General features: G+C 46.5%; 21 protein-coding genes, 5 pseudogenes and 1 riboswitch. Of the genes and pseudogenes, 6 read left to right on the plus strand and 20 right to left on the minus strand.

Translation table 11 applies throughout. From position 1 onward, the window contains the following. Positions 1-6: 6 nt before the first annotated feature. A pseudogene (locus DXE35_RS08460) lies at positions 7-764 on the minus strand (alcohol dehydrogenase catalytic domain-containing protein). Positions 765-851: 87 nt separating this feature from the next. Between DXE35_RS08460 and DXE35_RS08465 the strand changes: the two are divergent. The 4 genes and pseudogenes from DXE35_RS08465 (at position 852) to DXE35_RS09875 (ending at position 2,348) form a co-directional block, all read left to right on the plus strand. Next, positions 852-1,148, plus strand: coding sequence for a hypothetical protein (locus DXE35_RS08465; protein ID WP_114690425.1), 297 nt, complete (start codon positions 852-854; stop codon positions 1,146-1,148). 60 nt (positions 1,149-1,208) lie between these two features. Further along, positions 1,209-1,658, plus strand: a pseudogene (locus DXE35_RS08470) (flavin reductase family protein); the annotation flags it as partial. 27 nt (positions 1,659-1,685) lie between these two features. After that, complete coding sequence (locus DXE35_RS09870) at positions 1,686-1,913, plus strand: glutathione S-transferase N-terminal domain-containing protein (protein ID WP_197714027.1); 228 nt, start codon at positions 1,686-1,688, stop codon at positions 1,911-1,913. 72 nt (positions 1,914-1,985) lie between these two features. After that, positions 1,986-2,348, plus strand: coding sequence for a glutathione S-transferase family protein (locus tag DXE35_RS09875; protein WP_197714028.1), 363 nt, complete (start codon positions 1,986-1,988; stop codon positions 2,346-2,348). A 17-nt stretch (positions 2,349-2,365) separates the two neighbouring features. Here the strand turns inward: DXE35_RS09875 and DXE35_RS08480 are convergent. The 12 genes and pseudogenes from DXE35_RS08480 to DXE35_RS08515 all read right to left on the minus strand — a co-directional run bounded on the left by DXE35_RS08480 (position 2,366) and on the right by DXE35_RS08515 (position 13,909). Continuing rightward, a pseudogene (locus DXE35_RS08480) lies at positions 2,366-5,393 on the minus strand (efflux RND transporter permease subunit). 119 nt (positions 5,394-5,512) lie between these two features. Continuing rightward, positions 5,513-6,189 (minus strand): annotated as a pseudogene (locus DXE35_RS11530) (efflux RND transporter periplasmic adaptor subunit). Further along, positions 6,177-6,734, minus strand: a complete 558-nt coding sequence (locus DXE35_RS11535; protein WP_462803959.1) for a hypothetical protein — start codon at positions 6,732-6,734, stop codon at positions 6,177-6,179. The pseudogene DXE35_RS11530 and the gene DXE35_RS11535 overlap by 13 nt, the downstream one beginning before the upstream one ends. Then, complete coding sequence (locus DXE35_RS09880; RefSeq protein WP_197714029.1) at positions 6,712-7,002, minus strand: hypothetical protein; 291 nt, start codon at positions 7,000-7,002, stop codon at positions 6,712-6,714. The genes DXE35_RS11535 and DXE35_RS09880 overlap by 23 nt, the downstream gene beginning before the upstream one ends. Next, entirely contained in the window at positions 6,965-7,429 is a 465-nt protein-coding gene (locus tag DXE35_RS09885) for a TolC family protein (protein ID WP_197714030.1), read from the minus strand. Before DXE35_RS09885 ends, DXE35_RS09880 begins: the two co-directional genes overlap by 38 nt. 51 nt (positions 7,430-7,480) lie before the next feature. Beyond that, complete coding sequence (locus tag DXE35_RS09890) at positions 7,481-7,726, minus strand: hypothetical protein (protein ID WP_197714031.1); 246 nt, start codon at positions 7,724-7,726, stop codon at positions 7,481-7,483. Between the two features lie 163 nt (positions 7,727-7,889). Continuing rightward, positions 7,890-8,168 (minus strand): hypothetical protein, encoded by a 279-nt coding sequence (locus DXE35_RS09895; protein WP_197714032.1) that lies wholly within the window; start codon positions 8,166-8,168, stop codon positions 7,890-7,892. Between the two features lie 192 nt (positions 8,169-8,360). Continuing rightward, entirely contained in the window at positions 8,361-10,193 is a 1,833-nt protein-coding gene (gene glmS, locus DXE35_RS08495) for a glutamine--fructose-6-phosphate transaminase (isomerizing) (protein WP_114690230.1), read from the minus strand. Next, positions 10,193-11,737 carry a bifunctional UDP-N-acetylglucosamine diphosphorylase/glucosamine-1-phosphate N-acetyltransferase GlmU gene (gene glmU, locus DXE35_RS08500; RefSeq protein WP_114690231.1) on the minus strand — a complete coding sequence of 515 codons (1,545 nt, stop codon included), beginning with the start codon at positions 11,735-11,737 and terminating at the stop codon, positions 10,193-10,195. The genes glmS and glmU overlap by 1 nt, the downstream gene beginning before the upstream one ends. After that, positions 11,734-12,642 (minus strand): tRNA 2-thiocytidine(32) synthetase TtcA, encoded by a 909-nt coding sequence (ttcA, locus tag DXE35_RS08505; protein ID WP_114690232.1) that lies wholly within the window; start codon positions 12,640-12,642, stop codon positions 11,734-11,736. Before ttcA ends, glmU begins: the two co-directional genes overlap by 4 nt. Positions 12,643-12,668: 26 nt before the next feature. Then, positions 12,669-13,064, minus strand: coding sequence for a dihydroneopterin aldolase (locus DXE35_RS08510; RefSeq protein WP_114690233.1), 396 nt, complete (start codon positions 13,062-13,064; stop codon positions 12,669-12,671). A gap of 23 nt (positions 13,065-13,087) precedes the next feature. Beyond that, positions 13,088-13,909 carry an SDR family oxidoreductase gene (locus DXE35_RS08515; RefSeq protein ID WP_114690234.1) on the minus strand — a complete coding sequence of 274 codons (822 nt, stop codon included), beginning with the start codon at positions 13,907-13,909 and terminating at the stop codon, positions 13,088-13,090. Positions 13,910-13,934: 25 nt separating this feature from the next. Here DXE35_RS08515 and DXE35_RS08520 point away from each other — a divergent pair, with 25 nt between their 5' ends. Beyond that, positions 13,935-15,122: a class I SAM-dependent methyltransferase gene (locus DXE35_RS08520; RefSeq protein ID WP_114690235.1), complete on the plus strand. Its 1,188-nt coding sequence runs from the start codon at positions 13,935-13,937 to the stop codon at positions 15,120-15,122. On the opposite strand, the gene DXE35_RS08525 is transcribed toward DXE35_RS08520, so the two are convergent. The 4 genes and pseudogenes from DXE35_RS08525 to DXE35_RS10775 all read right to left on the minus strand — a co-directional run bounded on the left by DXE35_RS08525 (position 15,123) and on the right by DXE35_RS10775 (position 19,154). Then, on the minus strand, positions 15,123-16,256 hold the full coding sequence (locus DXE35_RS08525; protein ID WP_114690236.1) for a polynucleotide adenylyltransferase: 1,134 nt from the start codon (positions 16,254-16,256) through the stop codon (positions 15,123-15,125). Then, positions 16,256-17,164, minus strand: coding sequence for a complex I NDUFA9 subunit family protein (locus DXE35_RS08530; RefSeq protein ID WP_114690237.1), 909 nt, complete (start codon positions 17,162-17,164; stop codon positions 16,256-16,258). The genes DXE35_RS08525 and DXE35_RS08530 overlap by 1 nt, the downstream gene beginning before the upstream one ends. A 31-nt stretch (positions 17,165-17,195) precedes the next feature. Further along, positions 17,196-17,981 (minus strand): annotated as a pseudogene (locus tag DXE35_RS11540) (lytic transglycosylase domain-containing protein); the annotation flags it as partial. An 846-nt stretch (positions 17,982-18,827) separates the two neighbouring features. Continuing rightward, entirely contained in the window at positions 18,828-19,154 is a 327-nt protein-coding gene (locus DXE35_RS10775) for a hypothetical protein (protein ID WP_231970108.1), read from the minus strand. 93 nt (positions 19,155-19,247) lie between these two features. On the opposite strand from DXE35_RS10775, the gene DXE35_RS08540 reads away from it, so the two are divergent. Then, positions 19,248-19,865: a 5-formyltetrahydrofolate cyclo-ligase gene (locus DXE35_RS08540; RefSeq protein ID WP_231970109.1), complete on the plus strand. Its 618-nt coding sequence runs from the start codon at positions 19,248-19,250 to the stop codon at positions 19,863-19,865. A gap of 1 nt (position 19,866) precedes the next feature. Here DXE35_RS08540 and metF read toward each other — a convergent pair whose 3' ends face one another. The 3 genes from metF to metK all read right to left on the minus strand — a co-directional run bounded on the left by metF (position 19,867) and on the right by metK (position 23,582). Continuing rightward, on the minus strand, positions 19,867-20,697 hold the full coding sequence (gene metF, locus DXE35_RS08545) for a methylenetetrahydrofolate reductase [NAD(P)H] (protein WP_114690239.1): 831 nt from the start codon (positions 20,695-20,697) through the stop codon (positions 19,867-19,869). A 31-nt stretch (positions 20,698-20,728) separates the two neighbouring features. Beyond that, positions 20,729-22,174 (minus strand): adenosylhomocysteinase, encoded by a 1,446-nt coding sequence (gene ahcY, locus DXE35_RS08550; RefSeq protein ID WP_114690240.1) that lies wholly within the window; start codon positions 22,172-22,174, stop codon positions 20,729-20,731. A 61-nt stretch (positions 22,175-22,235) separates the two neighbouring features. Continuing rightward, positions 22,236-22,348, minus strand: a riboswitch (S-adenosyl-L-homocysteine riboswitch). 67 nt (positions 22,349-22,415) lie between these two features. Then, complete coding sequence (gene metK / locus DXE35_RS08555) at positions 22,416-23,582, minus strand: methionine adenosyltransferase (RefSeq protein ID WP_114690241.1); 1,167 nt, start codon at positions 23,580-23,582, stop codon at positions 22,416-22,418. Positions 23,583-23,609 lie beyond the last annotated feature (27 nt).

The raw sequence follows: 23,609 nt of genomic DNA on the forward strand, positions 1-23,609 counted from the left end.
ATTTCTTTATCTATTCACGTCGACGATCAAACGTCCACGCACATTCCCCGCCATTAATTCTTGTGCGTATTTAATGGATTCCTCAAGCGTAATTTCGTGAGAAATTTCATCTAAAGTCTTCAGATCTACTAGCTTGCTCAGCTGCTCATAAGCGGCTATTCGCTTTGCGCGGGGCACAGTCACACTATTAATTCCATATAAAGTAACGCCACGTAAAATGAATGGCGCAACAGTGAAAGGGAAATCCATTCCTTGATGCTGAGAAGCGTAATTGCAAAGCTGTCAACGCCCCCGCGGCACCCGTTACCAAAACTTCACCATCGCTCGGTTTAAGTCCATGCTTTTGCAGCGCCATGACACAAAGCATGGCGGTATAACCAGCAGTGCCAATCGCTAATGCTTGTTTAGCGCTAAACCCTTTCGGCAGAGGTATCAACCATTCAGCCTTGACACGGGCCTGCTGCCCTCAACCACCCCAATGTCCCTCGCCAACTCCCCAACCATTCAGAAGCACCATATCGCCAGCTTTAAAGTCAGGACTAGAGCTTTCTATCGCCTCGCCAGCAAAATCGACGCCAGGCACCATTGGCAAGCTACGAACCACTGGGCCTTTACCAGTAATAGCGAGCCCATCCTTATAGTTGAGGGTGGAATAAAGCACCGTTACGCGAACATCTCCCTCTTGGAGGCTGGCCTCATCTACTTGAACTATTTCTGCGCGATACCCTTTGATCATCCTTATTTACCAAGATTGCTTTAAACATGTTTCTTCCTTTTTGAATGAGGCATTTCCCCGAAGCAATTGCTTAATAGGTTTATCCTAACGAGCATTGCTAATTATGGAGGTTTCCATGAAAAAAATTCTACTATTAACTGCGATTTCTACTTGGGCGTTAGCTGGCTGCTATTCCACCCAGCTCAATATGTCTATGGGTAATATGCGACTCATCAGCGCAAGCGCGGCACCGCACGATGTCATGGACTTTGCTACCAAGACCTGTAAAGATGATTTCTATGAAGACGACAGCTTTTTATCCAAAGCAGGCAAAGAGTATCGCTTTAAGTGTGTTAAAGCCGAAGAGAACGAAATCTTGACTCCCATTCCCGGCACAACAATTGCGGCAGCCGCTCAAACTGACGCTAAGTAAGTAGAGCCAATGACCCCATTTACCTCACAATAGTTACGCAAAGGATTTTCATCATTTGCAACCGGGGTCACCGTCATTACTTGTCTTGATGAGGAAAATAATTCTCACGGCATTACGCTCAGCGCCGTTAATACTGTTTCGCTTGAGCCGCCGCCAATCCTCTGAAGCCTCAAGCAGCAGTCACGCCTCATGCCCTGGGTAGAGCTAGGAAGAGAACATCTGATGCACGTACTGGAGCGCTCCCAAGAAAACTTGGCTATGTATTTCGCCACCGTGAAAACAGATCAATTTAACGACGTTGACCACAAGCTTGCGGCTATCGGCCTTACTCAAATTGATCATTGCGTAGCCTATTACGAATGTGAAACTGTCTGCGTTCATATTGGCGGCGCTCACAATATCCTTGTCGCCAAAGTGATTAATCTAAAAAATCATCCTGAACGAGAGCATCTCATTTTGGCTCATAGTAAAGTTGTTGGCCTCGATTTCACAGAAACCAAAACTAATTAATCTGTATTAGCTTCGCAAGGAAAGTCCATGTTGCGTTTATGGGGTCGTAAAACTTCAATCAATGTTCAAAAAGTGCTGTGGTGTCTTGCTGAGTTAGGGCTACAAGAAGGTCAAGATTTTGAACGCATCGATGCCGGACTTCACTTTGGCATCAATAACACGCCAGAGTTTTTAAAACTCAACCCCAATGGCTTAGTACCAACGCTAGAAGATGGCAATGTAGTGCTTTGGGAATCCAATACCATCTTTCGTTAGTTAGCCAGGCAGTACAATAAAACCGGACGTTTTAAGACAGCTCTCAAGACTCAGTATGCATCTGAAAGGTGCATGGACTGGCAGCCAGGAACAATGTGCCCCGCACTACGCATTGCCTTTCTTGGTCTGACAAGAACACCAGAAGCTGAACGCAATTACCAAGCTATTCTGAAAGGCTACCAAGAAACAAATCGGTTACTTAGCTTATTAGATCAAGCGCTAGAAAAAAATAAGTATGGCTCAGGCAATCAATTTCACATTGGCGATATTGTTATAGCTCTTTGTGTAAGTCGCTGGATACTTTTGGATAACACCTTTCCGCAACAAACTGGGGAACGTGCTGAGCTGAAGAATATTGACGCCTGGATAAGTTACCTAGAAGAGAAAACTTGCTTTAACGATATTGTTGAAAAAGAACTCAATATCGTTAAATAGTTTTTTTACTTAGCTCTTTACTGCCGCTTAAATTTCTTCTCGTGGTGATCGGCACCAATAAACAAGTACATTGCCAGCACAACAAAAAGTGTAAATAGCGTACCAATCGATAATCCCGTAAAGATCACGATATCAATCGATTTTCTACCCGCAGCACCCGCTCCAGATGCAATCACCAAAGGCAGAACTCCCAACACCATGGCGGCGGTAGTCATCAAAATGGGGCGCAAGCGAACGCTACTAGCCTCCACAATGGCGTCAAGTTTGCTGCGCCCTGCCTCTTGCAATTCATTCGCAAATTCCAAAATCAAAATACCGTGCTTACTAATCAACCACATCAAGGTCACTAGACCTACTTGGGTATAGACGTTCAAAGTAGTAAGCCCTAAATTAATAAAGATCAGAGCCCAAAATCAAGCAAGTGGCACAGAAACCAGAATCATAATCGGATCACGGAAACTTTCGAACTGCGCAGCAAGCACTAAGAACACAATCAAGATCGCGAAGAACATGGTGACTAAGAAGCCTCCTGACTCAGCCATAAATTAGCGTGATGGGCCTGCATAGTCCATGGTGTAACGATTAGGCGCAACCTCTTGCAAGGTTTGACGCATGTACTCCAATAAATCAGCTTGTGCAAGAAATGGGGTGCTTACACCTGAAATCGTCGCAGAGTTCAATGGCTGAAAGTGGTTAATCGATTGCGGCACCACTCTTTGTGTAATCGTTGCAATAGTGCGAGCCTGAACCATGGCGCCACTCGGTGTACGAATGTAGTAATCTAAAATTTGATCAGGGTTTAGACGATCGACTTGTTTCACTTCTGGAATTACGCGATAAGAGCGTCCAGCAACGGAGAAATAATTCACATAGCCACCACCCAAGGCGGCAGACAATGCGGCGCCAACTTGTTGCTTGGTCATGCCTAATGCATCTACTTTTTCTCGATCAATTTCCAATACGTCTTGTGGCTTATCAATCTTTAAGTCGGAGTCCACAAAAAAGAAGTTGCCACTACGGGGCGCTTTATCCAATACCGCCTGCGAAACTTCATTTAACTGCGCATACGATTCAGTGGTATTGATAACCACCTGCACAGACAAGCCTTGAGCACCAGGCAATGCCGGGAATTGGAAGGCGGCAACGCGCGCACCTGCAATCGTGTTCCGCTTCTGCTGCATATCCTCTTGAAACTTAGTGGCGTTACGACTGCGCTCACGCCAATCTTTTAATAAGATGCCCCCAAAGCTGGAGGTTGGACTCGTAATCTGAAATGCTTGTTCGTATTCTGGCTCTGCGGCAGCAATTGCGTAAATTTGGTCCGCATAGGTCTGCATTTGCGTAACCGTGCTATTGGGGGCTGACGCCTGCATCAAAACAATACCCTGGTCTTCTGTTGGCGCTCATTCAGAACGCGCAGTTGCATAAAGATAAGCAACCCCGCCCAATAAGATCGCGCCCATCACAATAATGCCAAGTGCTCAATAAATCACGCAAAGTGCTTTGATAGCCGTGATGCACCTTATCAAAGATACGATCAATTTTTTGCACAAACGATGAAGCTTCTTGCTCTTCTGTGAAGATGCGAGAACACATCATGGATGAAAGCGTCAATGCAATCAATCCAGAAACAGCAACCGCACTCGCTAGAGTGAAGGCGCATTCAGTAAAAAGCGCTCCTGTTAAGCCACCCTGGAAGCCAATATGGATATATACCGCAATCAACACTACCGTCATCGCCAAAATCGGACCGCCCAACTCACGAGCGGCAATTAAAGAAGCCTCCAAAGGAGACTTTCCTTCTTTCATGTGACGGTCAACGTTTTCAACTACGATGATCGCGTCATCCGCCACCAAGCCAATCGCCAAGACTAAAGCTAAGAGAGTAAGCAAGTTAATGGAATATCCCAGAACCTGCATTAGAAAGAAAGTGCCGATGAGCGACAAAGGCATCGCAATCACTGGAACAGCAACAGCACGAGCACTACCCAAGAATAGATCAATAACAATCGTCACAATTACCAAGGCTTCCAGCAAAGTAGAAATCACCTCATCAAGTGAGCTAGTAATAAATTGGGTTGAGTCGTAGACAATCTTGCCGGTCATACCAATAGGCAATTGCCTCTGAATTTCGGGGACGACATCTCTCACTCGTTGCGCCACATCTAACAGATTGGCCTGTGGTGTGACCTTAATCGCGCTAAATACTGAGCGCTTGCCACTAAAAGCAACCTTGGTGTTGTAGTCCTCAGATCCCAAAGTGACACTAGCCACTTGATCTAAATAGACAATATTGACGCCATTTTTTTAATTACCAACTTACGGAACTCATCCAAAGTATGTAAGTCGGTACCAGCGACCAAGTCGACCGAAACCATGTCACCCTTGGTGCTGCCAACCGCTGAAAGATAGTTATTTGCAGACATTGCGCTGTAAACATCGTCAGCACCAACACCCAAACCCGCCATCTTTTCACGATCCAGCCAAGCCCGCACAGCAAATTTGCGACCACCCGTAATTTCAGCGTTTTGCACGCCCTCAACTGAATCGAGTTTTGGCTTTACAACGCGCAGCAAATAATCGGTAATAGCGTTATTCGGAATTTCATCACTATAGAAGCCCATATACATCGCAGCCGTAGACTGACCAACTTGTACAGTCAAAATAGGTTGCTGAGCCTAAGGCGGTAATTGATTCTTTACAGCGCTAATTTGCGTTTGTATTTGCGTTAAGGCTGCATTAGAGTCGTAGTTCAACTTTAGTGTCGCAACAATCGTGGACACTCCACGCACACTGGTTGAGGAGAGATAGTCAATGCCTTGCGCTTGAGCTACAGATGCTTCCAGTGGCTGAGTAATAAAGCCTGCGATGGTTTCTGGATCGGCGCCATAGTAAGCCGTTGTAATCGTCACAATCGCATTCTGCGTTTGTGGATACTGATTTTACTGGCAAAGAACCTATTGCTTTTAAACCAAAGATTAATACCAGGGCGCTTACCACCATGGAAAGCACGGGCCTACGGATGAATATGTCAGTCCAATTCATCTGCTATTTATTCCTGCGGCTTTGGATCAGGTGAATTTGCTGGCTGCACCTTGTTATTGATAATCAGCTGGGTGCCATTCTTCAACTTCAGCTGGCCACTGGTAACCACTGTTGCGCCTTCATCCACACCATTTGAGAATGGCGACCTGATCACCACGCGTCAAGCCAGTCGTGATAAATACCTGTTGAGCTTCAATCGCAGTCTTGCCTTGCTTATCCTTTTTACCCGTGGGTTTAGCGATGAAGACTGTAGAAGCATATGGGTTATAGGTAACGGCAGTTTGAGGCAGAGTGAGGTATTTCACTTGATCACCAAGCTTGATGTTGACGTTAGCAAACATCCCCGGCAGGATTTTCTTATCGGGATTTGCAAGCTGCGCCTCAACCTGGATATTGCGAGTGTTCGTCTCTACTTTTGGACTGACAGCAGTGAGCTTCCCTGTAAAGCTAGCATCCTTAAATGCATCGGTTGTTACTTTCACCTCTTGCCCAACCTGAATTTGCTGGCGTTAGTTTGTGGCAAGTTGAAATCCACAAAAATAGAGTCTAAGGTTTGCAAGGTCAACAACTTATCACCGGGGTTCACGTACTGACCTGGGTTGATCGCAACAATGCCGACGCGCCCACTAAATGGCGCTTTCAAATTTTTCTTCGCCACTAAAGCAGTTGGCTGTTCAACTTGGGCCTGTTTGGACTTAGAGTCTGCCGCGCTAGTATCAAATACGTTTTTACTCATTGCCTGAATAGCAAGCTGCTGTCTATCGCGCTCATTAATGACTTTAGCTAAATCAGCCATTCCTCTTTTAGTGAATTCAGCTGAGCAACATCCGAGGCATCATTTAATTTCATCAGCAGCTCGTCTTCTTTAACATCTTGCCATGACTGCACGGGCACTGACTGCACTAGGCCGCCTAGCTCAGTGCTGAGCTCAACACCTCTAAACGCGCGCACATTACCCACACTAGTCAACTTTGGTTGCCATTCAGAAGGAGCAATCACCATTGTGGATACAGTTACTGGAGGCAAACCCATACCCGCCATGAAATGCTTAATCATGAGTGTCTTTAGTTGATTGAAAGCGAAGATCAAACCTAGTAATAAAAATACGCCACAGAGCCTAATGGTCATACGGCGCTGCAGTGGCTCCATGGCCATTAACTTTTCATGAGCTTTAGTACCACGCCATTTTTGACCCATGCGCGCCCAAAATGCTTTTGCTTTTTCCCAGAGAGCAATTGCTCTCTCGCGTAATTTCCACTCAATCGCTTTACGTTGCATCCATGCCCATACGGCAAGGACCAAGGCAACAAGCTTGTTCTTAATTTTTTCCAGAAGTTTCATTTTGATCTTTGTTCGCTATGTCTTTTGATTTCAAAGCGGGGACTTCACGATTCCACCAGCCGCCACCGAGTACCGCAAATAATGCTGCCGTGTCTGAGAAACGAGTAGCTTGCGCTGAAACCGATTTCACTTTAGCTTGTTGATACTGATTTTGGTAATAGAGCGCCGCCAAATAACTAGCCGTGCCTAATTTATATTGCTGCTGGACCAGGTCTAAAGTTTCATATGCGTCACGCTCCGCATCGGATGCTGCCTTGCGCTTGCGCACCAGTCTCTAATGCGCGTAATGCATTAGCTACCTCTTGAAATGCATTTAAGACTGTAGCTTGATATTGAAAAGCGGCTTGCTCGTAGTTTGCAATGGCGTCACGACGTTGCGCCAATAAAGCACCACCCTGAAACAGGGGTTGCAAAATGCCGCCCCCAAGAGTCCATAGGGCTGAGTTTGGCCCAAACAAACCATTTGAAGTTAGCGCAGCGGCCCCGATGGAGCCTGTGATATTAAATTGTGGCAATAAGTTGGCTGTTGCAACACCCACAAAGGCATTCTGAGCCTTTAACTGAGCCTCTGCTGCGCGTACATCCGGACGTTGGCGCACTAAGCTTGAGGGGACCGATAAGAGAAGCTTTTCCGGAAAATGCAAATTAGCCAACTCAAACTTCGCAATATTTGCATTACTCGGAATCTCACCCACCAATACAGCTAATTGATTGCGAGCAAATGCCAGATTGCTTTCGTAATTAAATCAGTCTACTTGGGATCTGGCAACTACTGTGCGCTGTGATGTGACATCCACTTTGGAGACTGTGCCAATTGCCAATTGCTTCTCTGTGACTTCGGCAAGATTGGTTTGGGCTTTTAGAATTTCTTCTGTGGCTTGCATCTGCGCACGAAGTGCCGCCTCTCTCACTGCGCTGGTCACCACATTCGCAGTAAGAGAAAGATAAGCGCCCTCTAGCTGAAACTGCGCAACCTCTGCTTGCGCGCGCACCTTCTACCGCCCTACGTGCGCCACCAAAGACATCAAGCTTATATGTCACATTCACTGTAGCGTTGTAAAGGTTGTAAGTGTCCGTGCCGTACTTCATTCCGTAAACTGCTGATGGCTGTCTCTGCCTCAATGCATTAGCGCCAACACCAATCGCTGGAAAATATTAACCGCCAATTTGCACATTGACATTTTCTTGAGCGGCACGCAATGCGGCATCAGCTGCGCCTAACTTCGGATTTTGCTCAAGCGCTTTCTTAATCAACGCATCGAGCTCGGGAGAGTTATAGAGCTCCCACCATTGCGCCTCAATATCAGCACCCTCGACAAACTCTTGATCGCTACCACCTGGTACACCAGGTGCGGGAGTCAGTTTTTTTAGATAAAGGTGTTTCGGTATATGAAGAAGTCTTCGGCGCCTCAGGTTGTTTAAAGTCTGGGCCAACAGCGCACGCAGAAAGCGAAAGTAATTTCAAACGTAAGAATCGGGGTATCGACAAAAACATGAGTTACAACAAATATCCTCTTTTACAAGAGTTATTTGAACACAAAAATGCCATCAGGGCTTCGTAACGCACTGATTTATCTACTGAATTTTGTGCACAACTTTTGGTGAATGTCAAATAAGTCAAAAAATTTATTCAACCGTTACACTCTTTGCCAAATTTCTGGGTTTATCAACATCCGTTCCACGTGCACAGGCTGTGTGATATGCCAGCAACTGCAGAGGAACTACATGCAAAATAGGTGAGAGATTGCCATAGTGCTCAGGCAGCTTAATGACATTAATACCCTCGGTGCTTGCGATATTGCTATCTTGATCAGCAAATACATAAAGCTTGCCGCCGCGCGCTTTTACTTCTTGCATATTGGATTTCAACTTTTCCAATAGAACATCATTTGGCGCAACGGTAACCACAGGCACCTTGTCCGTAACTAGAGCTAATGGACCGTGCTTTAACTCACCCGCTGGATAGGCTTCAGCATGAATATAAGAAATTTCCTTGAGCTTAAGTGCGCCCTCAAGCGCAATCGGATAGTGCATTCCGCGACCCAAGAAAAGCGCGTTCTCACATTTAGCAAATGCATCGCTCCACGCAATAATTTGTGGCTCAAGGGCTAAAACCGCATGCAAGGCCTTTGGTAAGTGACGCAGCTCACGCAGAAATTGTTTTTCTTTTTCAGCAACAATTCTGTCGCCGCGCTTTGCCAATGAAACCGCCAGCAGATAAAGTGCCAGGAGTTGCGTAGTGAAGGCTTTCGTTGAAGCAACGCCAATCTCAGCGCCCGCCTTCGTTAAGCAATGCCAATCGGTTTCACGAACCATGGCACTGCTTGCTACGTTACAGATTGCTAAGGTGTACCGATGACCAAGCGTCTTGGCATGGCGCAGGGCGGCCAAGGTATCAGCCGTTTCACCAGACTGAGAGACCACCACAATTAAAGTTTTTGGATTGGGTACTGTGGTTCGATAGCGATATTCACTCGCAATTTCGACTTGCGTTGGAATGCCTGCGATATCCTCTAACCAATATTTAGCTACGCATGCAGAGTAATAACTAGTGCCACAAGCCAAGATCAAAATTTGATCAAATGCTTTCCAGTCTTCGGGATTTGCATTAAATAGCCCCGGACCAAACTCGGCAATATTGGCAAGCGTGTCACCGATAGCGCTAGGCTGCTCAAAAATTTCTTTTTGCATGTAATGCTGATATGGGCCTAGATCCACTGAGTCAGTTTGCGCAGGCATCGGCTTTAGCTCTCGTTGAGCAAGTTGGCCAGCTTGGTCAATCACCTCAACCCTGTCGGCCTTAAGGACTGCAATATCACCCTCATCCAAGTACAACATCGAATGAGCGCGACCCGCCAACGCCAAGGCGTCAGAAGCCAAAAAGTGCTCACGATCACCAATCGCCACCACTAAAGGCGACCCAACGCGTGCGCCCACTAGAGTGCTTGGATTATCTTGAGCAATAACGCCAATCGCATATGCCCCATGTAATTTTGAAAGCACTGCTTTCACTGACTGTGCAATATCTTTTTGCCCACTCGCTACATATTGCTGATGAACTAAATGCGCAATTACTTCAGTATCGGTTTCAGAGGTAAATTCATAGCCAGCGACCTTTAAGTCAGCACGAAGTGCTTCGTAGTTCTCAAGAATGCCGTTATGAACAACTGCGATTAAGCCATTAGAAACATGTGGATGCGCATTTTGAGTATCTGGCTTGCCGTGCGTCGCCCAGCGCGTATGCGCAATACCAAGTGTGCCAATGAAGTCTTTGCCCTGCTCGGCCAACTCGGAAACGCGCGCTGTAGTGCGAGCCCGCGCAATCGGATGCTTAGCATCATTGCCGTTGATAACCGCGAATCCACAAGAGTCATAACCGCGATACTCAAGACGGCGCAAACCTTCGACCAAAACATCAACAATATTCTTATGAGAAGCCGCACCAACAATACCGCACATTATTTTTTACCCTTAACAGTCTTCTTGACAGTTTTCTTAACCGCTTTTTTGACAGCCACTTTCTTGATGACTATTTTTTTAGAGCTTGCTTTTTTAGCTACCGGTTTTTTTGCGGATGACTTTTTAATAGCGCTTTTCTTTTCCTGCTTAACAGGACGTTGCCACTGAAATGAAATTTGCTTTGCCCTAGATACTGTCAGTTGATTTGCCGGCGCATCCTTGGTGAGGGTGGTGCCTGCACCCAATGTAGCTCCACGACCGACGCGCACGGGCGCAACTAACTGGGTATCCGAACCAATGAACACGTCGTCTTCAATAATGGTCTGATGCTTATTCACACCATCGTAATTGCAAGTAATTGTGCCAGCACCAATATTAACTCTTGAGCCAACAATCGAATCTCCAACATAAGCCAAATGATTGGCCTTACTGTTAGCGGCAATCCTGCTGTTCTTCACTTCCACAAAATTACCAATGTGCACATCATTTGATAAGTCTGCGCCGGGGCGTAAACGTGCGTAAGGACCAATCACGGACTGGTTGCCCACCTTTGCTCCATCGACATGACTGTAAGCATGAATGCTCACATCCTTGCCAATCACGCTATTGCGAATCACACAGTAAGGGCCGATCTTTGTGCCATCGGCCAAAGTGACACAGCCCTCAAATACGCAACCCACATCAATTGATACATCCGTGCCGCACTCTAAGATTCCGCGCACATCGATGCGGGCTGGATCCGTAAGAGAGACTCCCGCATCCATTAATTGATTCGCGATATTCAGTTGATGCACACGCTCGAGCGCAGCTAGTTGATCGCGACTATTAACACCAACGGTTTCAAACTCATCGTCGGCCTGCGTGGTACGAATGGGTACACCATCTTTAACCGCCATGGCAATCACATCCGTTAAGTAATACTCACCCTGCGCATTGCTTGCACGCAAAGACTTGAGCCACTTCTTTAATGAGTTTGTTGGCAATACCATGATGCCGGTATTGATTTCTTGAATTGCTTTTTGCGCTGGAGTTGCATCCTTCTCCTCAACAATCTCTTTTACGGCACCCTCGGCATCGCGCACGATACGGCCATAGCCAGTAGGGTTGCTTAGGTTTTGCGTCAGCAGTGCGAGCGCACCATCTTGCCCGAGAACACCGTCTGCCAATTTTGCCAATTTTGCAAGCGTCTTTTGGGTAGTGAGCGGCACATCGCCATACAAAACCAGAGTAGACTTTTGAACATCTAACTTAGGCAATGCTTGCAATAGCGCGTGACCAGTCCCTTTTTGCTCAGCTTGGAGCGCAGTCACCACTTCGCTAAAGCCAGGATTTTCTTTGCTGGTATTCAGTAAAAATGTTTTCACATCAGCCGCGCCATGTCCAACTACAACAACAGGACCCGTTTTTGACTTCTTGTCTTGAAGCGATAGAGCAGTCTTAAGAACGTGCTGAAGTAAAGGTTTTCCTGCCAAAGTTTGCAGGACCTTGGGTAGCACGGATTTCATCCGATTTCCTTGCCCAGCAGCCAATATGACGATATTCATAAAGGGGGATTATAAATCGCCTGAATCATGGTTCCGCAGGCTAATTCGTCTAATTCAGCCTCATCTATCGCCTTGTCGCCAGAGGATCTGGCAGCAATACCGGATAGCTCGGTAGAAATCTCTAGGTTTTTGAAATCAAAGGCCTCGCGATCCATTAAATGAGATGGGACGATATGGTGCATCGAGCGAAATAAGTTCTCCACCCGACCTGGATGCTTCTTTTCCCACTCGCGTAGCATTTCTTTCATAACCTGGCGCTGGAGATTAGGCTGACTTCCACATAAATCACATGGAATGATGGGGAAGTTCATACCCCCCGCATAACGTTCCAATAACTTTTCCGGGACATACGCCAAAGGCCGAATCACGATATGTTTGCCATCATCCGATCGTAATTTTGGCGGCATACCCTTGAGTTTGCCCGCATAGAACATATTGAGCATCAAGGTTTCTAAAATGTCATCACGATGATGGCCTAAGGCAATTTTAGTTGCGCCCAACTCATCCGCAACGCGATACAAAATGCCACGACGCAATCGCGAACATAAGCCACAAGTAGTTTTGCCTTCAGGAATAACGCGCTTAACAATGCTGTAGGTATCTTGCTCTTCGATGTGATACTGAATGCCCAAGCCCTTTAGGTAATTGGGCAATATTTCCGCGGGGAAATTAGGCTGCTTCTGATCTAAGTTGACTGCCACTATTTCAAAACTGATGGGCGCGCGTTCACGCAGCTTCATCAAAATATCGAGTATGGCGTAACTATCTTTACCACCTGATACGCACACCATAACTTTATCACCATCTTCAATCATGCCAAAGTCACCAATAGCTTGACCTACCAAGCGACAAAGCTTTTTCTCTAACTTGTTTTCTTCGAAGACAACTTTACGAATATCGCCCATATGAATTCAATTCTTTTCTAAATCTTTTAAGAAGCCTTGATACGAAATGCTTCCACACCCACTGAATGACAGTCGGGATACACATCCGGCTTTGCCGTGCTCACACGTGCTGCCAATACTTTGGGGTGCAGCAACATCGCAGTCACGATGTCGTCGCAGAAGGTTTCCTGCAGGTGAATATGGCCCTGAGAGGCTCTGGACTTAATGGTTTCGCGCATAAAGTCGTAATCCACGACTTCATCCAATTGGTCTTGGGTTGGCGTATTCATAGCCAAGGGAATATATAAATCCACATTTAGAATAACGCGCTGCTCCGCTTTTTTCTCAAAGTCATGAACGCCAATGTTGATATAAATTTCATAGTTACGCAGAAATAAACGACGACAGTCAACAAGGGCGGGATGAGAAAGAATAGCGTGCATGAATATTTACTTTTTTAAATGACTTAATTCGTTTTGAACATCACATCTCGTGATGAAGGCAATAAATGTTGTCCGCCGTCAACAGACAAAGTTGTTCCAGTAATAGCATTTGACTCAGCTAAAAATACCGCTGCTTTTGCAATGTCTGCGGGTGTTGAAGATTTTCCTAATGGCGTCATTTGATGCGCTTTAGAAAAACCATCATTTGTTTGGTCGCCTGATGGCAATGAGATTCCCGGAGCCAACCCAACCACACGCAGATGTGGCGCAAAATCCATGGCCAACAACTCAACCGAAGAAAGTAGTGCCGCCTTAGATAAGGTGTAGGACAAATAATCTGGATTGAGATTAATCAACTTTTGATCTAGCAGTTGAATGACTGCTGGAATTACCATCGACACTTCGCCTGATTGGATTGGCTTATTTTTTTGAAACTCAAACATTAATTGAGATAGCAAGATTGGAGTCATCAAATTAACTTGCATATGATCTTGCAAACTTTTTCCACTCAATGGGGTATTTGAATTGGCGCGATCGTACTCAAAGATAGCAGCGCTGTTTACGAGGCAACCCAAATGAGGAAAGGTATTGCTAACAGCACTAAAAAGGCTCTTGGTTGAGGTTTCGTCTGCTAAATCAGCCTGAAAAGCATCCGCCTTAACCCCCAAAGACCTAATTTCCTCAACAGTTTGAGCCGCTTCTGGACCCGATAGCCCATAATGAACAGCAACATCCCAACCCTGGCGGGCAAACTGCAGAGCAATTTCTCGACCCAGACGCTTTGCAGCGCCAGTCACTAAAACTGCTGTTGGTTGCGGGGATGGGGCTGTTGAACTAGGGTGCACTTAAATTCTCTTAGACTATCGAGATATGGATATTACATTGACCAGCCTTGAAACGGAGCATAGCGCCCTTCTAAAGGCCAAAATAGCCGCTCAGATCGCCTCGCAAGGCGGCTGGCTACCCTTTTCCCGCTACATGGAAATGGCGCTCTATGAGCCCGGAATGGGCTATTACAGCGCAGGCGCCCACAAGCTGGGTGCTGGCGGCGACTTTACGACAGCCCCAGAACTAAGCCCCCTATTTGGTGCCGCCATCTGCTCAACCCTTCTACCGGTACTTGAAGGACTCCAAGAAAAAGGGCTTCCCGCTCAAATTCTGGAATTTGGTGCCGGCACTGGAAAGCTAGCCACCTCCATCCTGACCCGACTGAATGATCTTGGATTTAATTTAGATCGTTACAACATCATTGAAATTTCCCCAAATCTAGCGCAACGTCAACAAGAAAAAATTGGCGACACCATTCAGCAACTCACTCTTCATACGCCATGCAATTGGCTCGCAGAATTACCAGAAAATTTTAAGGGCGTCATCCTAGCCAACGAAGTCATTGATGGCATTCCTTGCGATACCATCATTTATCAAAATGGATTTTGGTATTGGTACGGCGTTGGCCTTGAGGATGATAAATTCATTTGGAAAATAGGCGCGCCAGTTGAGCAAGCATTACTTTCAGAGAGCCTTCTTACGGGAAACTTTTCAGAAGGCTATATCACCGAACTGCACGCGTCAGCAAATGCATGGATGCGACAAATTGCCAAGCATTTAGATACCGGCTTATTTCTGACGTTTGACTATGGCTTTCCAGAGAGCGAGTACTATCACCCCCAAAGACTTGAGGACACCTTAATGGCGCACCATCGCCATCATGCGATTCAAGATCCATTTCATCTTCCAGGCCTTTGTGATTTGACTACGCACGTTGGGTGGTCGCAAATTGCGCGCAGCGCATTGGCTGAAAACGTAGATGATGTTTACCTTACCAACCAGGCTGCTTACCTGCTAGATGCAGGCATTGGCGATATTGCGTTGGAAATTGGCGACCCCAGTGACCCGGAAACCTTTCTACCAATATCTAACTCTTTACAAAAACTATTATCAGAAGCGGAGATGGGTGAGCTCTTCAAAGCATTTGCATTTTCTAAAAATTTAGAAAGCCTGCTGCCAGGTTATACGCTCGAAGATCTACCGGGCCTGCGCGGCAGAAATAGACTCTAGTTATTTTGGATGTAGAGCCGCTGTAACTGCAGCCAATCTGGCAGCACCCAATGCAGCTCCAATGCGCTCACCATTGGAGCGATCCTCCGCTGCTACACCAGCAATAATTTCCGCAGTATTGATTGCTTGCGCATTGCGCATCGCATTTACCAAAGGTAAAACTGAGAATCCTAATTTATCTGCAAGATTCAAAATGGCCTGAGCACGATCAGGCTTGCGCCAAAGATCTGCGCGATTAAACCAACCCAAAACATCTACTGCTTGATAAGCAGTATTGCGACTTTGATTGATTAGTCCTTTGGGATCGCTGAATATTTCACAGAAATCTCGAACCTCAATTGGCATGCGTACACAATCAGCCCAAGAACGAATTTCACTCGCAGACAACTCCATAAGGGTCATTGCACAGCGCTCTTCCAAGCTATTGCCGCCATCAGAAAAATAGGCGATTAATTGCTCTCGAAATGGCTCTTCAGCCAATTTGGCAGCCAATGTAGCCGGCAATAAAGTGCTAGCAGCGCCAGTATTTAATAAAATCTGAAAGAGGTGCATCGGATTAGAAGCAACCAAGCCTCTTGCAAGCTCCTGCCAAATACGCTCGGCTGATAGGGCCTTTAACTCGCCCGATTGGGTAATTGCTTTTAAGGCGGCAAGCGTTTCATCGGCCACACTAAATTCAGGGAAACGGGCGGAGAAGCGCGCGATCCGCAATAGGCGCAATGGGTCTTCCGCAAATGCGTCTGATACATGACGAAATACTTTAGCCGCCAAATCTTCTTGACCGTTATAGGGATCAATAATAGGACCGAATTGCCTTCCATCAGCGCCCACTTCTTGCGCCATCGCATTGATAGTCAAATCGCGACGTTCTAAATCTTGCTCCAAGCTTACCGAAGGATCGGCATAAAAATGAAAGCCTTTATAGCCTTTGCCTGTCTTGCGCTCAGTACGAGCAAGCGCGTATTCAGCTTGTGTCTCTGGATGCAGAAAAACAGGGAAATCTTTTCCTACGGGGCGATAACCCTTGGCAATCATTTCTTCTACGCTTGAGCCAACGACAACATAATCAATATCATGCACCGGCAAACCCATCAGGGTGTCCCGTATGGCTCCGCCCACAGCGTAGATTTTCATTACCGCATGCCCTCTAGGCTACGACGACTTATTTTGAATACTTCTGTCAATGCATCCACACCATTTACCGGCAAGGTGTTTGGCAATTGCATTGAAGCGATATTGTCGCGCGATATTAAAGTGGGTCCCGGCAAAAACTCAAATGCTAAGGCCTGCAAATAAGCGACAAAAGCCGACACAGGAATAATGGCGCAACTGGTTTTTTCCTTACGAGCGGCAAACTCCACAATTTCTTTCATGGTGTAAACCGTTGGGCCCACCAAGTCATAAGATTGGTGAATCGTTTGCGGCATAGAAAGAGAGTGGACAAATGCAGATGCGACATCATCCACACACACCGGCTGAAACTGAGCTTGATGATTCGCCAAAGGCATAGCCGGAAATAACCTGGTCAACTTAGCAAACAAATTAATGAATTGATCTTGCGCACCAAAGATCACTGACGGCCTCAAAATAGTCCAATCTAAATTGCTTGCTTTCACAGCAGCCTCGCCATCGCCTTTACTGCGTTGGTACATAGAAAGTCCATGAGAATCGGCCCCCAATGCACTCATGTGCAAGTAGCGCTTCAGGCCGTGCAGCTGCATCGCCGTAATAATATTTTTTGGTAAATCCACGTGAGCGGCTTTAAAGATTTTGCCATAGGGCTTGGCTGGCTTATCGTGCAAAACACCAACTAAATTAATGACCGCCCCATCGGTCTTGATCCGTCCACAGAGACGTTGCGGTTCGTCAAACTCGTGAATATCAGCCTCTTCTACATGAATTTTAGGCAGCATGCGCAACTCTCGAGCCGCAGCTAAATGTCCAGTTGGAATCAGCACGGAATAGCCCGCCAGTTGAAGCTGTGCGGCAATTATTCGCCCGACAAATCCATTGCCGCCAATCAATAAGATGTCATATTTCATCTGAAACTTTCTTGACGTAATAAAGTTTTCTTTAAGGAAGTTCGGATTGAGTGGCAGCCTTCGGCGCAATTACACCTAAACGCTGCTTTAAAGATTGTGTTTGACCATTCATGACCGAGGAATAGTAATTTGCATTAGAGAGTACATTTTTTACATACACGCGCGTCTCGGTAAATGGAATGGTTTCAGCCAAAATGGCGCCCTCAGTCGGGCCAGATAACTTTTCACGCCAAGCCTTTGAACGCGAAGAGCCAGCGTTATACGCCGCGGAAGCCAGAACCCAGGATCCATCCAGATCAATGAGGACCATATTCAAATCATTACTACCCAATGTCAGATTGGTATTGGTGTCACTCAGCTTGTCGTTAGTGTAGTTGGTCATGCCAATTTTTTTGGCGACATACTTTGCCGTATTGGGCATCACCTGCATCAAACCAGACGCGCCTACAGAAGAAGCGGCATGTATAATGAAGCGAGACTCTTGACGAATTAAGCCATAGGCCCATGCCAGATTTAAATCAATCTGGCGAGCAATTGGAGATAGCTCCTCTTTGTATGGAGTTGGGTAGCGCAAACTAAAGTCATGGTCTTGCTTTGTGCGATCGGCGGTATTCACAACACGGTCGTATAAATTAATGCGCTTCGCATACTCAGCAGCGGCCAGCAACTGCTTATCAGTCATATTGCGCAACTCCCAATTCCACTCGCGATTACCTTCAAAGCGAAGATTCATGGCATATAAGCGCTCACCGCGTACAAAACCTTTGCACCTAGCCATTGCGTCGATTTCCTGCTCAGTTACTTGAGTTTTCGCAGGGGCATGATTTGATTTTCCCAATTCTTCGCGCGCCAACTGACCATAGAAGTTGTACTGATCTGCAATTAACTCAAAACTATCTTTAGCTTTAGCATCCTGACCCTCTGCCTTTAATGCGCGACCGTACCAATATGTCCATGCAGGATCTTTAGCGCGCACTACGGGATTCATGCCATCAATCGCATTCTTGACCAAAACCCAATCTTTGGCACGCAAACCGGCACGGACTTTCCATTCTTGAGATTCAACTGAAAGCAACTCGTTATAACCAAGATCTTGTTGTAAACGATAGGCATCATCCGCATTGGGATCTAACGTTTTGGCCAAAAATTGCCCGATCACGCCCCATGCGACAGTCTGATTCTCCTTGCTGTAGCGTGATACGTTTTGAGAAAAATCCCGATAGGCTTTAGCAGGGTCTGCTTTAGCAGCCTTAACAATATCGGCAATCGGATCCTCACCACCAATACGACGCGCCATAGTGTCATAACCTCTCTCACTAGCAGCACACCCAATCGCCTTAGCCTCGCTTGGGGACATGCCTCCGGCAGCAACTAACGATGGCACCAACTCCTGACAAGCCTGTCCAAAGTAACTCGGGTCAAGCAACACAGAACGAGAATCCATTACTAACTTGGTTGGATTTTCACCTTGCGATAACTTTGATAATAAGGAATAGCGCTTCACTTGGGTATCGTCATTTAATACAAACTTGGCATACTCCGCGTCAAAGCGCGCCCAATCCTTGCGCTTACCTAAAACCAGTAGCCAATCGTTACGCATGCGATCAGCCAAGGCGGTGCCTTGATATTGATTTAAAAATGCCACTACCTGCGCATCGGCACTTTAATCATTGCGTGCGCCACCAGCGCTGTCAAACAATTGTGGTTTGATCCGGAAATAGGCGACGTAATCGTCAAATGGGTAGTTAACCAAACTAGAATAGAGTTGCTGAGTCCGGAATATATCATTCTTTTTCGCAGCCTCGCGTAAATCGATAAACATCCGATCGGTATCGGTAATTTCTGCATGGGCAATCTTGCTTTCATAGGATTGAGGCAAGCTGGGCTTTTTTAACTTGTCTGCAAAACTACTGGATATGTTGAGCGCAAGACCAAAAATCAGACTCTTGGCCAATGGCAGGTACTTGCTACTGAATATTGCGGATTTCATTCTCGCTATCTCACCATATATCTACTTGCACGACCGCAGTCGGGCAATATCTTGATTACTATACCTTCTAATTTTCGCCTGATAATGCTCGATATGCACGGGAATTCACCAAAAACTCTTCGTCAAGACTTGCTAAAACAGCGCACTGCGTTTGCAGCTGAGCAAAATTACGCTCAAATTCAAGCCCGTCTAATTGATCATCTCAATCAGTTGCTATCCGATCAAGGTAAATCTTGGCAATCTATTGCCCTCTATTGGCCCATTCAGGATGAAATCGATTTACGCTCTACTTTGTTAGCTTGTGTCAAAAACGCCCCTAACCGAACCCTCACGCTGCCATTTGCGCGCCCAGATAAGCATCTTGATTTTTATCAATGGTGTCAAGGGGATCAACTCCTCCCAAGTAAGCATGGCGTGCCAGAGCCCAATCCCAATAATTCCCTAAGACCGCAAATCAACCCTGACTGCATTTTTATTCCCTGCGTAGGGTGGTCGAGTTCCGTGGTGAATGGCAAAATGCATTACTGGCGCCTAGGCTACGGCGGTGGATATTTTGACCGCACGCTTGCTGAGCGCAGAAAAAAAAATCCCAAACTTGTCTGCATTGGGATTGGATTTGATTGGCAACAATTAAATGATGCTCAATGGGCGGCTCAGACTCATGATGAGCCACTAGATATGCTCCTGACAGAGTCAGGCCTACTTCGATAAATTACTTTGTTAGATCTAAGTTATCAGCAATTGCCAGTACAGCATCCGCCTGATTCAGTGAGTAGAAATGAATACCGGGCGCACCAGCAGTTAGCAGCTGATCGCACAAGTCCGTTACCACCTCTTCGCCAAACGCACGAATGGACGCAATATCGTCACCATACGATTGCAGACGCAAACGAATCCAACGAGGAATTTCTGCACCACAAGCATCCGAGAATCGCAATAATTGACTGCTATTCGTGATCGGCATAATGCCAGCGATGATGGGTTGAGTCACCCCTAGATCATATGCTTCATCTACAAAACGGAAATAAGCATCGCTGTTATAAAAATATTGAGTAACCGCAGAGTTAGCGCCTGCCTTCATCTTTTGCACAAAGAAATCAACATCGCTAGCAGGCGACTTCGCCTGGGGATGCGTCTCTGGATATGCCGCCACATCGATATGAAACCAATCACCGGTTGCTGCACGAATAAATTCAACTAACTCGTTGGCATGATGAAACTCGCCGTACTGACCCATGCCAGATGGCAGGTCACCACGCAAAGTCACAATACGCTTCACGCCAAACGCCTGATATTGCTTGACCATTTCGCGCACGCTTTCACGCGAGCTGCCAACACAAGATAAGTGGGGAGCAACTGCTGCACCGGCAGCATGAATATCGCTCACCACTTTCAAAGTGCCAGACTGAGTAGATCCACCGGCACCAAAGGTCACGGAATAAAACGTAGGCTTGAGTGTTTCAGAAAAACGCTCACGCACAAGATGCAACTTACGCTCACCCTCAGGTGTTTTAGGAGGGAAGAATTCGACGCTTAATTCCATGATTTTTTGCCTAGATATCTATTTGATTGGATTAATAACGATAGTGGTCGGCCTTGTATGGGCCTTCCTTCGTTACGCCAATGTAAGCAGCTTGCTCATCAGTCAATTCGGTTAACTGCGCGTTCAGTTTCTTCAACTGTAAGCGAGCAACTTTTTCGTCCAAGTGCTTGGGCAATGTGTAAACGCCGATTGGGTATTTATTGGTCCCAACCGCATTCCACAATTCGATTTGCGCAATCACTTGGTTTGCGAAAGAAGAACTCATCACATAAGAAGGATGTCCTGTGCCGCAACCAAGATTTACCAAGCGGCCTTTAGCCAAAATGATGATGCGCTTCTCAGGAATCCCATTTGTAGCCGGGAAAATCACATGGTCAACTTGTGGCTTAATCTCTTCCCACTTGTATTTTTCAATACCAGCAACATCAATTTCATTGTCAAAGTGCCCAATGTTACAAACGATAGCTTGGTCTTTCATCTTCGCCATGTGGTCATGCGTAATCACGTGGTAATTGCCTGTTGCAGAGACAAAGATATCCGCTTTATCAGCAGCGTAGTCCATAGTTACAACACGATAACCTTCCATCGCAGCCTGCAATGCGCAGATTGGATCTACTTCAGTAACCCAAACTTGGGCAGATAAAGCGCGCAATGCTTGAGCTGAGCCCTTACCCACATCGCCGTATCCACAAACCACTGCAACCTTGCCGGCGACCATCACGTCAGTAGCACGCTTAATCGCATCAACTAAAGACTCGCGGCAACCATAGAGGTTGTCGAACTTGCTCTTGGTTACCGAGTCGTTTACGTTAATCGCTGGGAACTTCAAGTCACCCTTAGCGAACATTTGATACAGGCGGCGCACACCAGTAGTGGTTTCTTCTGTAACGCCTTTGACTTTTTCTAAGCGCGTGGAATACCAAGTTGGATCTTGTGCCAATTTTTTCTTGATGGCCGCAAACAAGATGGTTTCTTCTTCACTAGTAGGATGGTTCAAGCAAGCTTGATCTTTCTCGGCGCGCGCGCCAAGGTGCAACAACAAAGTAGCATCGCCTCCATCGTCCAAAATCATATTGGTGTAACCGCCGTCCGCCCACTCAAAAATACGGTGCGTAAAGTCCCAGTACTGCTCAAAGGTTTCGCCCTTAATCGCAAACACTGGTGTGCCGTTAGCAGCGATTGCAGCAGCAGCATGGTCTTGTGTAGAGAAAATATTGCAAGAAGCCCATTGCACTTCGGCGCCAAGCGCCTCTAAGGTCTCGATCAACACCGCAGTCTGAATGGTCATGTGCAATGAACCAGTAATACGTGCGCCACGCAGCGGCTGTTGTGCGGCAAACTCATCGCGAATAGCGATCAAGCCAGGCATCTCAGTTTCGGCAATCGCGATTTCTTTGCGACCAAAGTCGGTCAAGGAAATATCAGCAATCGCGCAACGAGTTGCAACAAAATTATTTAAATCAGAAACGGTATTCATTAATGCTCCAGCTAAATACGATCCAATGCTGGAGTAGAAACTCGCTAGCCATTGAATCATGGGTTAGCGAGCGCGGTTGCAATTAGCAAACCCCGGGGATTACCTTAGAGTCCACTCCCTTCAAGCCTGGGGAAGTGCTGGGTCTCAGCATTCCTTGCAACGCTCCTTGAAGGTATGCCATAATTGTAAACAATTACGGCATATTTCGCCTCAATACAACTACAAACTGCTTATTTCCTACTTACAGACCCGCTGCGGCACGTAATGCAGCTGCTTTGTCTGTTTGCTCCCAAGTAAATTCTGGCTCTTCACGACCAAAGTGGCCATAAGCAGCAGTCCTCTTATAAATTGGGCGCAAGAGATTGAGCATCTTCACGATACCTTTTGGACGCAAGTCAAAGTGCTCGGAAACTAACTGCGCAATCTTCTCATCGGAGATCTTGCCCGTGCCAAATGTGCTTACCATCACTGAAGTTGGTTTAGCAACACCAATCGCGTAAGAGATCTGGATCAAGCACTTGATTGCCAAACCAGCAGCAACCACATTTTTGGCGACATAACGACCTGCGTATGCAGCAGAGCGGTCAACTTTAGATGGATCTTTACCAGAGAAAGCGCCACCACCGTGAGGGGCTGCACCGCCGTAGGTGTCTACAATAATTTTGCGGCCAGTCAAACCACAATCCCCTTGCGGACCGCCGATTACAAAGCGACCTGTTGGATTAACCAAGAAGTTGATAGCGCCTTTGATCAAATGCTTAGGTAATACTGGTGTGATAATCTCTTCAATAACAGCTTCACGCAATTTCTCGAGAGAAATATCTTCATCGTGCTGAGTAGACAACACAACAGTGTCGATAGAGTCAGGCTTACCATCAACGTAACGCAATGTCACTTGTGACTTAGCGTCTGGACGCAACCAGTGCAAGCGACCATCACGACGTAATTGAGATTGACGCTCTACCAAACGATGAGATAAATGAATTGGCAAAGGCATCAACTCCGCAGTCTCATCGCAAGCGTATCCAAACATTAAACCTTGGTCGCCAGCGCCTTGATCTAAGCCATCATCATGCGCCGTATCAACGCCTTGAGCGATATCAGGACTTTGCTTGTCGTAAGCCACCAATACGGCACAGCCTTTGTAATCGATGCCATAAGCGGTGTTGTCGTAACCAATTTCACGCAAGGTGTTGCGCGCAACCTGTATGCAATCAACGTTAGCGTTTGTAGTGATCTCACCAGCCAAAACCACTAGGCCTGTGTTGCACAAAGTTTCTGCCGCAACGCGTGCAGTTGGATCTTGAGCCAAGATGGCATCTAAGATTGAATCAGAAATTTGGTCTGCTACTTTATCGGGGTGACCTTCAGAAACGGATTCTGAGGTAAAGAAGTAATCATTTGCCATTGCATATTCCTTAAGTTATTAACACGA

The sequence above is a fragment of the Polynucleobacter necessarius genome (assembly GCF_900095215.1).
GTDB classification, from domain to species: domain Bacteria; phylum Pseudomonadota; class Gammaproteobacteria; order Burkholderiales; family Burkholderiaceae; genus Polynucleobacter; species Polynucleobacter necessarius_H.